Here is a 14828-nt window from a genome sequence, read left to right as displayed (position 1 = left end):
CCAGTGATGTCGACGCTGACCGCTTCTCCGGTACCGGGTGGCATGCCCGCTGACCCGTCCGTGTCGATCTTCGACCCGGTGCATGTCGGGGTGGACGAGTTCGGCCACCCGGTGCGGGTCCCGCTGATCTACCGCAACTTGTTGATCGGTGGGGAACCGGGCGGCGGCAAGTCGACCCTGCTGAACCTGATCGTGGCTCACGCCGCCCTGTCGCCCGACTGCCGGCTGTGCCTGCTCGATGGCAAGCAGGTCGAGTTGGGCCAGTGGAAGAGCTGCGCCGACGTGTTCGTCGGCCCGGACATCATGCATGCCCTGGCCACGCTGCGGCGGATGCAGATCGTGATGGACAACCGGTACGCCTACCTCGAAGTGGCGGGCCGCCGGAAGACCCAACGCGATGACGTGTTCAGCCCGATCCTGGTCGCCATCGATGAGATCGCCTACTTCTCGGCCACCGTCGGGGACAAGAAGACCCGGGAGGAATTCGCGGGTCTGCTGCGGGACCTGGTGGCTCGGGGCCGGGCGGTCGGCATCATCGTCGTCGCGGCGACGCAACGCCCCTCGTCGGACATCATCCCGACGAGCCTGCGGGACCTGTTCGCCTGGCGGTGCGCCTTCCGGTGCACCACCAACGTGTCCTCCGACATCGTCCTGGGGCACGGGTGGGCGGACCGTGGCTGGTCGTCGAACACGATCAGCCCGACCAACCCGGGGGTGGGACTGCTCATCGCCGAGGGTGGCACCCCGCAACTGATCAAAGCCGCCTACCTGGATGACGCGGCCTGCGCCCGGATCGCGACCTATGCCGCCCGGATGCGGGCCGGCCTTCGTCGGGAGCGTGCGGCATGAGTATCCGTATCCGACCCCGGCCGGCCACGTCCCCGACCTGGCCTGCCGCCGATGACCACCTGACGCATCCGGAGTGGTGCGCCCGAGGGCACGCCTGCGGCCTGGGCGAGCACCGGGCACAGCCGGTGACCCTGCGGGTTCCCGGTCGCGGTGTGGTGGTCCTGACCCGGGTGCTGGCCGCCGACGGTAGCCAGCACGCGGAGATCCGCACCCGCATCAGCCTCGCGGCCGGCGACACCAACGCTCGGGCGCATCTGATGCGGATCGTCACTGAGTTCGACGCGGCCCTGCGGCGGATGGTCCGCCCTCAGCGCCGAACGCCATAAGAACGGGCCGGCAGCACCGGGATCAGCCCTAGGAAAGCACCCCGGAGACAGCCGACCCGCCCCATCAACAGCCCGGAAGGAGCTGCCGTCATGCACGCTACCCAAAACGAGGTCGCCGAGCAGGTGACCACCCCGGCCCGCACGCTGCGGGACGCCGCCCTGTACCTGTCCCGCCACGGCTGGACGCAGGGCGCCTACTACGACGCCACGTCGGGGTCGTTCACACCCCCGGCCTGTCTGGTCGGCGCGGTCGGCATGGTCTGCTATGGCGGACCTGTCGACGCCCCGGCTCAGATGTTCGACGCCCCGGAGTTCGCTGACTTCGCTGCCGCGTTGACCTACCTCGACTGGTACTTGGCCCTCCGATTCGCCGACAGCCAGTACTACGAGAGGCTCGACAACGCCTACGACTTCAACGACGCCAGGGGCCAGACCGCCGACGCTGTCATCGCCGTTCTCAACGCGGCGGCCGGCGCTTGGGACCGCACCAACGGTGGTGCGGCATGAACAAGAACACCGTCAAGCCCGGCTTGACGCGCACCCGCACCAAGCGCGCCAAGCGGTCCGTGGAAACCACCGAGTTCGACGCGTTCGTGCGGCGCATCCTGCGGGCGTATGCCCGTCGGGTCGCTGCCGGCGACATCGAGGCGCTGCGGTCGCTCGCGGCGCTGTCCACCGACGTGGACGCCATGACCCGGCTCGCTGTCACCGGCCTGCGTCAGCCTCCGTACCGGTACTCCTGGGCGGAGATCGCCGACCGGCTGGGCGTGTCCCGGCAGGCGGTGCAGATGCGCTACGGCGACCGCGCCGACCGGATCGCCCTGGACGAGCGGCTCATCCGTGCCGGCCTCGGCGTCACGGTGGCGACCCTCGCGCAGGTGTTCGCCGATCACCACCCCGGTAGCCCGGCACGTTCACTGTGTCCGGGCTGCGGCTTCCGCTACCCCGACGGGGTGACGGACTGCCCGACCAACGCCACGGTTCGCCCGCTGCTCTACCGGCGACGCGGCGAGGACAAGCAGGCGCTCAGCATCCTGACGCCTGACCAGTTCGCCGACCTGCACAACCTCAAGACCGCCCGGACCAACCGGACGGCAACCCGCAGGGCGGCCCAACCCACGCCGCTGCCTTCCGGTGAGGAACCGACCCTGTTCGGCCTCACTGACGGGAGGGCCACGGCATGACCACCAACCCGCATCCAACCTCTACCCGGCTGGTGGCCGGTGAGCCCCGGTTGGCGTCGATCGCCTCGTGGGCGGTGCTGGCCGCGTCGTTCGGCCTGTCCGCCTCCACCTGGATCGCGCTGGCCGAACTCGCCGGCTTCACCGACCGCATCACGGTCCCCGGCACCTCGGTCAGCCTCGCCCTGGCCTGGCTGATGCCCATCGCGGTCGACGGCTACGTAGTCGTCGCCCTGGTGCTGTGGATGGCTCCCGTGCCCGCACGGGTAGCCGCGTTCGCCAAGAAGAACACCTACGGTGCGGCCGGCATCGGCATCGCTGCCCAGTCGGCGTACCACCTGCTAGACACCATGTCCACCAACGTCGAACCCTGGCGCGTGGTCCTGGCCGCGATCGTCGGGGCACTGCCGCCGGCCGTCGCCGGCCTGGCCGTGCACATGCGCGCTCTGCTTCGCCGGGAAAGCGGCCGAACCCCGGCCGCCGCCACCGGCACCGTCCCGGCACCCGCCGAGACGCCAACCCCAACCGTGACCGTTTCCGCCGTCCCGGCACCGACGCCCGGCCGGTCCGAGTTGCCCATCGTTCCCGCCATCGAACCCGCTGAGCCGGCACCGACGCCGGCCCGGCCCGAGGTCCCGACCCCGGCCCAGCTCGCCGACCGGATCACCGCGCCGCGACCGGCCCTTATCCCGGAGCCGTCGACGCCCCGGCCCGATGCGACTGCCCGCCCCGCCCGTCCCCGACCGAGCAAGCCTGATGTCACCCCGGCACCGACGTTGGCACCGTCCACCACTGACACTCCTGTCACCGCGTCTGACGCTGCCCAACTTCCGCTGCCGATCGTGGCCCCGGACCTGCTCGCCCGAGCGACCCGCGTCGCGAAGCAGTACCGCACCGAGCACGGCACGCCGATCACCCCGGGCCAACTGGCCGTCCGCCTCAAGGTGACCTCGGATGAGGCCACGCAAGCCCTCGCGGTCCTGGACCTCGACCCCAACACCAGCAACCGACCCGTCCAGCCCGCCAACGGACGCCCCGTGAAGGCGACCCGTTGACCGTCTCGACGCTGACCGTCGTACCCGAAGCACCTGCTTCGGGTACGGCCCCGTGCGCCGAGCCGACCGCCCCGCCCTGGTACGCCACGTCCGCCGATATCCGGCTGCAAGCCGCTGCCCGGCTGACGCAACCCGACCTCGCCGGTTGGCTGCGCCACGTCCGCCCGGCCGCCGGCTGCACCCGCCCGATCCGCCTCGTCGGCACCATGGCCACCGTCGAGGCCGCCACCGGCCGCCTCCTGTCCGAGCGGTCAACGGCCGACATGCCCGACGGCGTCATCTACAAGCCGTGCGGCAACCGCCGCGCCGCCGTCTGCCCGACCTGCTCCAAGCTCTACCAACGAGACGCCTACCAAGTCGTCCGCGCCGGCCTCGTCGGCGGCAAAGGCGTACCGGAGCAGGTGGCCCACCACCCGGCGGTCTTCCCCACCTTTACCGCCCCGTCCTTCGGCGAGGTGCACACCCGCTACGTCAAGCGGCACACCTGCACCCGGCGCGCCTCGTGCGACTGCCGGCCCGAACCCTGCCACCCCCGCCGGGAGTCGACCACGTGCCCGCACGGCGTGCGGCTGGTCTGCTTCGCCCGCCACGAGGACACCGACGCCCGGTTGGGCACGCCGCTGTGCTTGGACTGCTACGACCACGACGCCCAAGCGGTCTGGAACCTGTCGGCCGGGGAGCTGTGGCGGCGCACCACCATCGCCATCAACCGCTACATGCACCGCCTCGCGAAGGCTCGCGGCATCCCCAATGTCCCGGTCATCTCCGAATGCACCGGCAAGACCCGGTGGGTGTCCCCGGTGCGGTTGTCGTTCGGCAAGGCCGCCGAGATGCAACGACGTGGCGTCGTGCACTTCCACGCCATCATCCGCCTCGACGGCCGCGACGCGGGCGACCCGGACGCCATCGTGCCGGCCCCGCCTCAGCTCGACGCGGCCGACCTGGTGGCCGCCATCGACCACGCCGCCGCCACCGTCGGCTTCACCACCGCCGACCACCCCGCCCACCCCGGCGGCTGGCCGATCACCTGGGGCACGCAGGTGCTCACCAAGGTAATCACCGTGGCCGGCCGAGGTGAGGTGACCGACGCCCAGGTCGCCGCGTACCTGGCCAAGTACGCCACCAAGTCGACCGAGGTCACCGGCCACGCCTCCAACCGGCTGACCGGCGACACCATCGACATCTACGCCGACCCGGCCGGCAGCCACGCCGAACGCCTGATCGACGCGTGCTGGATGCTCGGCACGCCCCGGGACTGGCGGCGGCTGCGCCGCTGGGCGCACATGCTCGGCTTCGGCGGCCACTTCCTCACCAAGTCCCGCCGCTACTCGATCACCTTCGCCCTGCTGCGCAACCAACGCATCGTGTTTCGCCGTGCCCAAACCAGCGGACCGCAGGAAGCCGCGGCCGGCACCGAGCCGACCACGCTGGTGGTCAACTTCCTGCAATTCGTGGGCGCCGGCTGGCACACCACCGCAGACGCCCTGCTCGCCAACGCCTCCGCCGCAATGGCCCGAGAGCACCAGGACGACGCCCGCGAGTACCTACAGACCCTCGTCGCCTGACGCGCGATCCAGCGTCAAGCCCACCTTGACACCAAACCGGCCGACCACCGGCCATCGCAGTCGTGGAATGGAGCACTGGACCGATGAGCACCCAAAGGCAGACAAGCGCTGTCGACCGGTTGTGGACGGTGGAGGATGTCTCCGCCTTCCTCGGCGTGCCGGTGGGCACCCTGTACCAGTGGCGGCACCGCCGTTTCGGGCCACCGGCGGCCAAGGTCGGACGGCACCTGAGGTACGACCCGCAGGCCGTGCGCTCCTGGGTCGCGGAGCAGGCGGCGTAGGCCATGCCAGTCGATGACCTGTGGTACCTGAACGGGCGGGCGGCTGACGGCTCGCGGCTGCCGTCGAAACGGCACGGGCGGGGCAAACGGTGGCGGGTGCGCTGGACGGACAACCTCGGCGAGACGCGTACGCAGTTGTTCGAGCGGAAGGTGGATGCCGACCGCCACGACGCCAACGTGCGCGCCGACCTGAGCCGGGGCCAGTACATCGATGACCGGGCGGGCCGCATCACCGTCGCGGCCCTCGCCTCGCTGTGGCGGGACGCCCAACTCCACACCGACAGCACAACCGTCCGGGTGGAGCACGCTGTCCGGCTCCACGTGCTGCCGGGGCTGGGCGCGCAGCAGATCAAGGATGTCCGCCCGAGCCACATCCAGGGATGGGTACGGGACCGGTCGACGGTCCTCGCTCCGACCACGCTGCGGGTGGTCTACACCTACCTCAGTTCGATGTTCGCCATGGCGGTGCGGGACCGGCTGATCTCGGCCAGCCCGTGCGACAAGGGCATCCGGCTTCCGCCGGTCGGCCGGGGGAGCCGGGTCCTTCCCACGGCGGAGCAGGTGCACGACCTGGCGCGTCTGCTGCCGGCCCGGTTGGCCGCGACGGTCTATCTCGCGGCCGGTTGCGGGCTGCGTCTGGGTGAAATCCTCGGCTTGGAGGTGGACGACATCGACTTCGACGTGCGGGAGGTGCACGTCCGACGCCAACTCAAGGTGCTCAAGGGCCGTCAGCCGTTCCTCGGACCGGTCAAGACCAGCACCAGCGCCCGCACCGTCGAGCTTCCTGATGTCGTGGCGGTGGCGCTGCGTCAGCACCTGGCCGACGGGTGCGACGCGGTCGAAGTCGACGACGACACGGACCGTCGCCGGCCGGTCCGCCGGGCCGCACGCCTGCTGTTCCGGGGTGTCGGTGGCGAGCCGGTCAACGCGGCGACCTTCTCCCGGACGTGGGCGACCGCACGGGAGGCGGTCGGGCTGCCGGCGCGGTGGGGGATACACGGCCTGCGGCACTACTACGCGACGGTGCTGATCCACGCGGGCGCGTCGGTGAAGACGGTGCAACTCGCGCTCGGGCACAGCACGCCGACGGTCACGCTCAACACCTACGTCCACGAGTGGCCGGACGTGCTTGACCGGACCCGGCTGCTCATTGACGGCGCGCTCCGTCAACACGAAACGGCGGCCATGCCGGCTGTGAGCCGGGCATGACCGCCGTCCGTGAGGTTGTACCCAACCTGTACCCAAGATCAGTAGTGATCCTGTTGGTGCAGGTCAGAGCCTTGATCAGGCTCAGCAGTCGTAGTACATGGCGAACTCGTGCGGGGTCGGGCGCAGGCGCACCGGGTCGACCTCGTTGGCGCGCTTCCAGTCGACCCAGGTGGAGATCAGGTCGGGGGTGAAGACGCCACCGTCGAGCAGGTAATCGTGGTCGGCCTCCAGCGAGTCGAGCACTGCCGGCAGCGAGCCCGGCACCTGCTTGACGTCGCCCCACTCCTCCGGCGGGAGGTCGTAGAGGTCCTTGTCGATCGGCGTCGGCGGCTCGATCTTGCTCTTGATACCGTCGAGGCCGGCCATCATCATGGCCGAGAAGGCCAGGTAGACGTTGGCCGACGGGTCCGGAACGCGGAACTCGACGCGCTTGGCCTTCGGGTTGCTGCCGGTCACCGGGATGCGGGTGCAGGCGGACCGGTTGCGCTGCGAGTAGACCAGGTTGACCGGCGCCTCGAAGCCCGGCACCAGGCGACGGTACGAGTTGACCGTCGGGTTGGTGAAGGCCAGCAGCGACGGCGCGTGGTGCAGCAGACCGCCGATGTACCAGCGGGCCATGTCGGACAGACCCGCGTAGCCGGTCTCGTCGTAGAACAGCGGCTCACCGTTGAGCCAGAGGCTCTGGTGGGTGTGCATGCCGGAGCCGTTGTCACCGAAGAGCGGCTTGGGCATGAACGTCGCGGTCTTGCCGTTTGCCCATGCCTCGTTCTTCACGATGTACTTGAAGAGCTGGAGCTGGTCGGCGGCGTGCAGCAGCGTCGAGAACCTGTAGTTGATCTCGGACTGGCCGGCGGTGCCCACCTCGTGGTGCGAACGCTCCACGGTGAAACCGGTGTCGACCAGCCGACGCACGATCGAGTCCCGCAGGTCGGCGTAGTGGTCGACCGGCGGCACCGGGAAGTAGCCGCCCTTGTACGCGGTCTTGTAGCCGCGGTTGCCGCCCGGCTCCTCGCGGCCGGTGTTCCACGCGCCCTCGACCGAGTCGATGTAGTAGAACGACTGGTGCGCCGAGGTCTCGTGGCGGATCGAGTCGAAGATGTAGAACTCCGCCTCCGCACCGAAGTACGCGGTGTCGGCGATGCCGCTCGCCGCCAGGTACGCCTCGGCCTTCTTCGCGACGTTGCGCGGGTCGCGGCTGTAGGCCTCGCGGGTGAACGGGTCGTGGATGAAGAAGTTGAGCGCGAGCGTCTTCTGCGCGCGGAACGGGTCGATGAACGCGGTGGCGACATCCGGGAGCAGGAGCATGTCCGACTCGTGGATCGCCTGGAAACCGCGGATCGACGAACCGTCGAACGCGAGGCCGTCGGTGAAGAGGTCGTCGTTGACGGACTCGACCGGCAGGTTGAAGTGCTGCATCACGCCGGGCAGGTCACAGAAACGAACGTCGACGAACTTCACGTCCTCGTTCTTGAGGTATCGCAGCAGTTCCTCGGGATTGGCGAACACACATCCTCCTGGCACGTCCACGGGGTGGCTAGGCTTCTGGCGACGCTAGGGCCGGGGGGTTGCCCGGCCGTGTCTCCGTTGTTTCTGCCGTGTTACGTCCCTCGCGGAGGGTCAGCGACGCCCGTGTCCACGCCTGCGGCCCGCCAGGAACGCCGTACCGACTGTGCCAGTGTAGTGACATCTGATGCCTTTGGCCTGAATCGGCACACAGTGGCGGCGGCACCCGGCAGACCCTCGTACCGGCGCGGATACCCTTGAGCGCTGTGACCAATCCGCACCTCCCGGCAGCGCCGGCCACCGACCCCACCTTCACCGCGCCGAGCCTCGGCCGGCGGTTCGGGGCGCTGATCATCGACTGGGTGCTCTGCCTGCTGGCGTCCAACCTCTTCGCCGACCCGGTACGCGACGGCTGGGCCCCGGTGCTGGTACTGGTCCTGGTGTACGGCATCTTCCTCGGCCTGTTCGCCCAGACGCCCGGCATGTACATCACCAGGATCCGCTGCGTGAACTGGCACGACGGCGGCCGGATCGGCGTGCTCCGGGGGCTGATCCGGGGCCTGCTGCTGGCCCTGGTCGTCCCCGCGCTGGTCATGGACGAGCACCGCCGGGGCCTGCACGACAAGCTCGCCGACTCGGTCATCGTCGACGCCCCCCGCGCCTGACCCGCCGCGCCCTGGCCTCGCTGTCGCCGCGACTGAGACTGCCTCGGCAACCCAAGATCGCACCCGAACCAGGAGGTAGTGGCCTCGGCGCCCCGTCGACACCACTACCTGAACGATCGAGCACGATCACACCGCGCTGCGCACCCCGGCAGCCGCCCACCCCCGCCGCGCGCTCTCAAGATCCGCGCAGTTTCAGGGATGTTGCTGCCTCCCGCGTGTTTGAGGCAGCAGTATCCCTGTAGTTGCGAGGATCTTGGCACGGGGCACGGGGCACGGGGCACGGGGCACGGGGCGCAGGGCGCCACGACGCGGAAGAGCCGGACCCGTACGGGTCCGGCTCTTCCGGCGTACACCTGAGGGGGTCAGCGGCCCCGCGACTGGCGGAAGGCGCCTGGCGGCCGCATGTTCTTCGGGATCGCGCCCTTGGGCATCTGCGGCCGGGCGGTGAGCGCCTTGAGCCGCTTGTCCAGCGAGTTGACGTCCTTGCCGGAGAGGGCGCGGGGCAGGCGCAGCAGCGTCGTGCGGAGCTTGCGGATCGGCAGCTCGCCCTCCTCCTGCCCGATCACGTAGTCGTGCAGGGGAGCGGAGCCGATCACCTTGGACAGCCGCCGCTTCTCCTGGCCGAGCAGGCCGCGCACCCGCTGCGGGTTGCCCTCGGCCAGCAGGATCACGCCCGGGCGGCCGATCACCAGGTGGACCATGTCCATCTGGGTGGTCGAGCTGACCGCAGGGGTCACCCGCCAGTCGCCGCGCATGTTCTCCATGATCTGCGCCGCCGCGCCGGGTTGCCCCTCGGCGGCGTTCATCATCGCCTTGTTGGACCGCAGGTTGAGAACGATCAGCACCGCGAGCAGGGTGAACAGGATGCCCAGCGGCAGCCAGATCCAGCTCCAGAGGATGACCGCGACCACGGTGAGCGCGAGCGGGATCAGCACCGCCGCGGCGACCAACGGCGCGAACCACCGGTCCTGCTTGGCGGTGAACTGGAACACCATCCCGATCTGCTTCAGCCGTTGGCCGAACGAGACCTTCTCCTGGGGCTTTGCCATGCCGCCGAGTCTAGTGGTCGCCGCCGGCCCGGTTGATCCGCGTCCGGGTGCCCGGGCAGCTGAGTACCTTACGTCGCCGTACGCGTCCGGACGGGCCGGGTAAGGAGGCTGTGGGCGGGGAAGATGAGGCGCCGTGCCCATGCCCGGGTGGGGCCTTCGGGCGAAGTGTTGTCAGCAGAAGACGACGACGCCCCGAAGGAGCCCGAGATGTTCGGCAACGACAGCGATTTCCTGCTCACCCTGCACCGTACCCACGCCGCCGAGCTGCGCGCCGACGCGGCCGCCGACCGGCTCGCCCGGTCGCTGTCACGTCCGGTGAGCCGAGGGTGGTTGGGCCGGCGCAGGCAGGCCGGTCGCACCGACGACGCCCGCCGGTGACCGCGCCCACCGCGGCCGCCACCTCCACCGCGGCCGCCACGTCCACGGCACCTGTTGGGGTGCCCGCTCGACCCGATCCGACCCCGCCGCCCGGCCACCGGCCGATCGGCGGGGTCGGCCCGGTCGCCCGCCATGGCATGCTCGAACACGTGACAGTTCGCGCCGCCAGCTCAGTCCTCGTCGGGCGTCACCGCGAGACCGCGGCCCTGCGCCACGCGCTGGGCCGTGCGCGGGCCGGGGAGCCGACCACGGTGCTGGTCGGCGGCGAGGCCGGCGTGGGCAAGACCAGGCTGCTGGAGGAGTTCGCCGGCTGGGCCACCGACGGCGCGGCCCGGGTGCTCGTCGGCCAGTGCCTGGAGCTGGGCGAGGCGGGTCTGCCGTTCGCCCCGTTCGCCGCCGCGTTGCGCGCGGTGCTGCGCGCCGACGGTCCCGAGGTCTTCGCCGGCTACGAGGCGGAGTTCGCCCCGCTCCTGCCGGAGCTGGGCCGCACCTCAGTGGCGCTGGCCGCACCGCGTGCCGCCGCACTCAGCGATGCCCCGCGCGGCTACCTGTTCGACCTGGTCGCCGAGTTGTTCCAGCGGCTGGCCGACGCTCGCCCGCTGGTCCTGATCATCGAGGACCTGCACTGGGCCGACCGCTCCACCCGGGACCTCATCGGCTTCCTCGTCCGGGCGGCGAGGCCGGGCCGGCTGTTGCTGGTCTGCACCTACCGCACCGACGAGTTGCAGCGCGGGCACCCGCTGCGGCCGTTCCTCGCCGAGCTGGACCGGGCCCGGGGTGTGGAGCGGGTCGAGCTGGGCCGCCTGGACCGCGACGGCACCGCCGCGATCCTCGCCGACCTGCTCGGCGCCGAACCGCTGGCCCGTGCCGTCGACGACGTCCACGACCGCACCCAGGGCAACCCCTTCTTCATCGAGGAGCTGGCCGTCGCCGGTGACCCGATCGGCTGCGCGGCGCTCCCCGAGACGCTGCGCGACCTGCTGCTGGCCCGGGTGGACCGGCTCCCCGAGCCGGCCCAGCGGGTGTTGCGGATCGCCGCCGCCGGCGGCACCCGGTTCGCCCATGATCTGCTCGCCGAGGTCGCCGCGCTGCCCGAGGCCGAGTTGGAGGACGCGCTGCGCGCCGCCGTCGCCGCCCAACTGGTGGTGGCCAACCCGGACGGTGACTACGAGTTCCGCCACGCGCTGGTCCGGGAGGCCGTGCACGACGAGTTGCTGCCCGGTGAGCACGCCCGGCTGCACGCCCGCTTCGCCGCCGCCATCGAGGCCCAACCGCACCTGGTCGCCGCCGGCCGGGCCCCGGCCGAGATCGCCCACCACTGGTACGCCGCGCACGACCACCCGCGTGCCCTCGTCGCCGCACGAGCCGCCGCGTGCGCCGCCGCCGACCGGTACGCGTACGCCGAGCAGCGCCGACTGCTGGAGCGGGCGCTGGAGTTGTGGGAGCTGGTGCCGGACGCCGCCGACCTGCTCGGCATGGACCACCTGGCGTTGCTGGAGCAGACCCTGGACGCGGCGGTCACCGCCGGCGACTTCAGTCGGGCCATCACCCTGACCCGGGCGGGACTGGCCGAGGTGGACGCCGACGCCGCGCCGCTGCGCGCCGCCCGCCTGCTGGACCAGCGCGGTCGACTGATGGCCCTGCTCGGCAAGAGCGACGGCAGCCGGGAGCTGGACGAGGCGTACCGGTTGGCGGCCGGTGGCCCGCCCGGCGTGGAGCGGGTCCGGCTGCTGGCCGACATCGCCACCCACCTGGTCAAGATCGACCCGAAGAAGGCGGCCCGGGTGGGTGCCGAGGCCGCCACAAACGCCGAGGCGTTCGGCGAGAACGTGTCGCTGCTCTCCACGCGGATCGCGCTGCTCTGCCACGGCGAGCGGGACCTCACCGGAGGGCTGGCCGAGCTGGGCCAGGTGGCCGCCGCCGCCCGTGCGTCGGGAGATGCGTCGACATTGGTGCTCGCCATGGTGTTCGAGTCGGACATGCTCTGCGAGTTGGGCCGCTACGCCGAGTCCGCGCAGGCCGCCGAGGCCGGGGCGACCGAGGCGCGCCGGGTGGGGATCAGCCGCTCCACCGGGGCGTACCTGCTCTCCAACCGGGCTGAGGCGCTCATCGCGCTGGGCCGGTGGGACGAGGCCGAGGCGGTCTGCGCGGAGGCCGCCCGGATCGACCTGTCGGGTGTGACCGGACTGCACTGGCTCCAGCTGGGCGCCGGGCTGCGGCTGGCCCGCGCCCATCCGGGCGCCGACGAACTGGTCGACCGGGCGCTCACCTTCCTCAACCGGCCGTACCTGTGGCCGAACCACCGGCTGCCCCTGCACGAGCTGGCGATCGAGGCGGCGCTGGCCGCTGACGACAAGGTCGAGGCGGTCCGGGCGGCCCGCGTCGCGGTGACCGACGAGAGCCTGCCGCAGCTGCCCCGGGAGGGTTGGCCGGTGCTCAGCGCCGCCGCGCGTACCGCGGCCCGGGTGGGTGACCGGGAGCTGGCCGCCGCCGTGGCGACGCTCGCCGCCGACCTGCCGGCGCGGCACCCGGCGGCCCGGGCGCACGCCGCCCAGGTCGGCGCGCTGCTCGCGGTCGGCGACCAGGCGCTGCCGGCGTGGCGCGCGGCGGTCGACGCGTGGCGGGCCGACGGGCAGCCGTACCCGCTGGGCCGGGCGCTGCTTGCGCTGGCCGAGGTGACCGCCGCCGCCGGGGAACGCGACGAGACGGCGGCTGCGGTCACCGAGGCCACCGAGATCGGCCGGCGGCTGGGCGCGGCGCCGCTGGTCGAGGCGGCAACCACCCTGGCGCGGCGGGTCGGCCTGCGCGGTGCGGCCGGGGGCGGGGCCGGCGCGGACCTGCTGACCGCCCGGGAGCGGGAGGTGCTGCGGTTGGTCGCCGAGGGGCACAGCAACAGCCGGATCGCCGAGCGGTTGTTCATCTCGCCGAAGACGGCGAGCGTGCACGTCTCCCGGATCATCGCGAAGCTGGGCGTGTCCAACCGGGTGGAGGCCGCCGCCCTGGCCCACCGCCTGGGCCTGCTCACCGAGGCCGCCGCGCCGCGCTGACAGGCGGCTGCGGGATCAGCGCGGCAGGTAGACGCGCCAGCCCTCGATCGTGACCAGGTCGAGGCTGCCCGGTGCGACCCGCTGCCGCTCGTCGAGCACCCCGGCCAGCGGCGATCCGGCCGGCGCGACCCAGGCCGGCGCCGTCGCGCTGTCCACCTCCCGCCGGTACGCGGGGTAGCGGTCGAACCCGGGGCGGAGGTTGTCGTCGACGACCGCGCAGACCACCCGCTCCGCGGTGGCGAAGGTGAGCCGGTTGCAGGTCCAGTAACCGGCGCGCACGTGCCGTACGCCGAGCTGACGCAGGGTGCTCACCAACTCGGCGTGCCGGGCTTCGGCGGCCCGGGTCGCCCCGACGGTCTCCGCCGCCCGCCAGGTGGCGTGGGCGGCGGTGCCCACCGTGCTGGCGAGCAGCAGCACCGCGACCGAGCGGGCCACCGTCGACCTGACGCCGTGCCGGCCGGTCGCCGCCGGTCGCAGCCCACGCCGGGCCACCGTCCACACCGGCCAGAGCAGCGCCGGCAGGGAGATGAGCAGGCAGGACAGGTAACGGGAACTCTCCACCGGCGTGAGCCCGGCGGCACTGCTCACGGTGTACGCGCCGAGGGTGGCCAGCGCGGCCAGCACGAGCGCCAGCCGGACCGCCGCCGCCACCCGGGGCGACACCGCGCCGGGGCCGACAGCGGCGGGGCCACTGTCGGGGGTACGCAGGGCCCGCCAGGCGGTGCCGGCGGCGACGGCCAGCAGCAGCGGCAGGACGAGTGCCCACCACAGCTGCCAGGTGGCGCACTGACCAGGAGCGCAGAAGCCCATGCCCAGCGGCGGGCCGAGCACCAGACCGCCGTGCAGCCGGTCCGCCCAGCCCGCGCTGGCGTTCGCGCCGCTGGCCACGAGCACGGCGTGCAGCGGGTTGCGCCCGGTCAGCAGGCTGTGCAGCAGCAGCGGGCCCGCCCCCAGCACGGCCGCCACCCCGAGCAGCGCCCCGGCGGCACCCCACAGTTCCCGGCGGCGGAACGCGACGAGGACCACCCCGGTCGCCGCGACGTACGGCAGCACGAGCGGGTCGTCCCAGAGCATCAGCCCGGCCAGGAACCCCCAGGTGGCCCAGCGCGCCAGCCGCCAGCCCCGTCGCCCGGCGGACGTGCGGTCAGGTCGCCCGGTGTCGGCCGACGGCCCGGGGCGGTCGGTGGCCAGGTCCACGGCGAGTAGGGCCAGCGCCGCCGCGGCCACGTTCATCTCGGGGTAGCCGCCGCCGGCGATCAGCTGGTTCTTGACGACCCGGTCGGAGCCGAGGGCCAGCAGCACGACCATCAGCAGCCCGAACCACCGGTCCCCGGTGAGCCGCAGCGTCAACCGCCAGGCCAGCAGCAGGAACACCGCGTACAGGGCCAGCGTGGGCAACCGCAGCCCGAGCAGCGACGGCCCACCGGCCACGGCGAACACCGGCGCGGCCAGGTACGCCTCCAGCGTGCCCATGTACTGCTGGCCGTAGAACCAGATCGGGAAACCCTCGCCCCGGGCGATGTGCAGCGCGGCCAGCCCCATGGTGGCCTCGTCGCTGTTCGTCGGCGGCGCGTCCTGCCACAGCAGCCAGAGCCGGTAGCCCACCCCGGCGAGCACGGCCAACCCGGTGAGCCAACCCACCAGGCTGGCACGTGCGCCGGGTCGCGGGCGGGGTGCGCCCGCGCCGCGCGGCTGCTCGCGTACGCCGACGGTCATCACA

General features: G+C 72.1%; 14 protein-coding genes. 11 read left to right on the top strand and 3 right to left on the bottom strand.

Going from position 1 to position 14828, the window contains the following annotated elements; genetic code table 11:
* Positions 1-42: 42 nt before the first annotated feature.
* The 8 genes from QCZ28_RS26625 (at position 43) to QCZ28_RS26590 (ending at position 6466) form a co-directional block, all read left to right on the top strand.
* Positions 43-849: an FtsK/SpoIIIE domain-containing protein gene (locus QCZ28_RS26625; RefSeq protein WP_279519199.1), complete on the top strand. Its 807-nt coding sequence runs from the start codon at positions 43-45 to the stop codon at positions 847-849.
* On the top strand, positions 846-1175 hold the full coding sequence (locus QCZ28_RS26620) for a hypothetical protein (RefSeq protein ID WP_279519198.1): 330 nt from the start codon (positions 846-848) through the stop codon (positions 1173-1175). The genes QCZ28_RS26625 and QCZ28_RS26620 overlap by 4 nt, the downstream gene beginning before the upstream one ends.
* A 90-nt stretch (positions 1176-1265) precedes the next feature.
* Positions 1266-1682: a hypothetical protein gene (locus tag QCZ28_RS26615; RefSeq protein WP_279519197.1), complete on the top strand. Its 417-nt coding sequence runs from the start codon at positions 1266-1268 to the stop codon at positions 1680-1682.
* Positions 1679-2359, top strand: coding sequence for a hypothetical protein (locus QCZ28_RS34565; RefSeq protein WP_347815134.1), 681 nt, complete (start codon positions 1679-1681; stop codon positions 2357-2359). Before QCZ28_RS26615 ends, QCZ28_RS34565 begins: the two co-directional genes overlap by 4 nt.
* The gene (locus QCZ28_RS26605) at positions 2356-3411 is read left to right on the top strand and encodes a hypothetical protein (RefSeq protein WP_279519196.1); all 1056 of its coding nucleotides are present in this window, start codon (positions 2356-2358) and stop codon (positions 3409-3411) included. The genes QCZ28_RS34565 and QCZ28_RS26605 overlap by 4 nt, the downstream gene beginning before the upstream one ends.
* Positions 3412-3509: 98 nt before the next feature.
* A complete protein-coding gene (locus QCZ28_RS26600) occupies positions 3510-4976 on the top strand; it encodes a replication initiator (RefSeq protein WP_279519244.1) in 1467 nt (488 codons plus the stop codon).
* Positions 4977-5059: 83 nt separating this feature from the next.
* On the top strand, positions 5060-5257 hold the full coding sequence (locus QCZ28_RS26595) for a helix-turn-helix domain-containing protein (RefSeq protein WP_279519195.1): 198 nt from the start codon (positions 5060-5062) through the stop codon (positions 5255-5257).
* Positions 5258-5260: 3 nt separating this feature from the next.
* Positions 5261-6466 (top strand): site-specific integrase, encoded by a 1206-nt coding sequence (locus tag QCZ28_RS26590; protein WP_279519194.1) that lies wholly within the window; start codon positions 5261-5263, stop codon positions 6464-6466.
* Positions 6467-6547: 81 nt separating this feature from the next.
* Here QCZ28_RS26590 and glnA read toward each other — a convergent pair whose 3' ends face one another.
* A complete protein-coding gene (glnA, locus tag QCZ28_RS26585) occupies positions 6548-7972 on the bottom strand; it encodes a type I glutamate--ammonia ligase (protein WP_279519193.1) in 1425 nt (474 codons plus the stop codon).
* A gap of 263 nt (positions 7973-8235) precedes the next feature.
* On the opposite strand from glnA, the gene QCZ28_RS26580 reads away from it, so the two are divergent.
* The gene (locus QCZ28_RS26580; RefSeq protein ID WP_279519192.1) at positions 8236-8634 is read left to right on the top strand and encodes an RDD family protein; all 399 of its coding nucleotides are present in this window, start codon (positions 8236-8238) and stop codon (positions 8632-8634) included.
* A 362-nt stretch (positions 8635-8996) separates the two neighbouring features.
* Here QCZ28_RS26580 and QCZ28_RS26575 read toward each other — a convergent pair whose 3' ends face one another.
* Positions 8997-9683 (bottom strand): DUF4191 domain-containing protein, encoded by a 687-nt coding sequence (locus QCZ28_RS26575; RefSeq protein WP_279519191.1) that lies wholly within the window; start codon positions 9681-9683, stop codon positions 8997-8999.
* A gap of 207 nt (positions 9684-9890) precedes the next feature.
* Between QCZ28_RS26575 and QCZ28_RS26570 the strand changes: the two genes are divergently transcribed.
* A complete protein-coding gene (locus tag QCZ28_RS26570; protein WP_167337283.1) occupies positions 9891-10061 on the top strand; it encodes a hypothetical protein in 171 nt (56 codons plus the stop codon).
* A gap of 149 nt (positions 10062-10210) precedes the next feature.
* Positions 10211-13108 (top strand): helix-turn-helix transcriptional regulator, encoded by a 2898-nt coding sequence (locus QCZ28_RS26565; protein ID WP_279519190.1) that lies wholly within the window; start codon positions 10211-10213, stop codon positions 13106-13108.
* A 15-nt stretch (positions 13109-13123) separates the two neighbouring features.
* Here the strand turns inward: QCZ28_RS26565 and QCZ28_RS26560 are convergent, their stop codons facing one another.
* Positions 13124-14824 carry a hypothetical protein gene (locus tag QCZ28_RS26560; protein ID WP_279519189.1) on the bottom strand — a complete coding sequence of 567 codons (1701 nt, stop codon included), beginning with the start codon at positions 14822-14824 and terminating at the stop codon, positions 13124-13126.
* Between the last annotated feature and the right edge of the window lie 4 nt (positions 14825-14828).

The organism is Micromonospora sp. DH14 (genome assembly GCF_029809455.1).
Taxonomy (GTDB): domain Bacteria; phylum Actinomycetota; class Actinomycetes; order Mycobacteriales; family Micromonosporaceae; genus Micromonospora; species Micromonospora parva.
The sequence above is the reverse complement of the archived record's forward strand: the minus strand, read 5'-3'. Positions and strand labels throughout refer to the sequence as shown.

Coding starts and splice junctions, on each gene's coding strand:
- QCZ28_RS26625 (WP_279519199.1), top strand. CDS start 43: ATGCCCGCTGACCCGTCCGTGTCGATCTTCGACCCGGTGCATGTCGGG.
- QCZ28_RS26620 (WP_279519198.1), top strand. CDS start 846: ATGAGTATCCGTATCCGACCCCGGCCGGCCACGTCCCCGACCTGGCCT.
- QCZ28_RS26615 (WP_279519197.1), top strand. CDS start 1,266: ATGCACGCTACCCAAAACGAGGTCGCCGAGCAGGTGACCACCCCGGCC.
- QCZ28_RS34565 (WP_347815134.1), top strand. CDS start 1,679: ATGAACAAGAACACCGTCAAGCCCGGCTTGACGCGCACCCGCACCAAG.
- QCZ28_RS26605 (WP_279519196.1), top strand. CDS start 2,356: ATGACCACCAACCCGCATCCAACCTCTACCCGGCTGGTGGCCGGTGAG.
- QCZ28_RS26595 (WP_279519195.1), top strand. CDS start 5,060: ATGAGCACCCAAAGGCAGACAAGCGCTGTCGACCGGTTGTGGACGGTG.
- QCZ28_RS26590 (WP_279519194.1), top strand. CDS start 5,261: ATGCCAGTCGATGACCTGTGGTACCTGAACGGGCGGGCGGCTGACGGC.
- QCZ28_RS26575 (WP_279519191.1), bottom strand. CDS start 9,683: ATGGCAAAGCCCCAGGAGAAGGTCTCGTTCGGCCAACGGCTGAAGCAG.
- QCZ28_RS26570 (WP_167337283.1), top strand. CDS start 9,891: ATGTTCGGCAACGACAGCGATTTCCTGCTCACCCTGCACCGTACCCAC.
- QCZ28_RS26560 (WP_279519189.1), bottom strand. CDS start 14,824: ATGACCGTCGGCGTACGCGAGCAGCCGCGCGGCGCGGGCGCACCCCGC.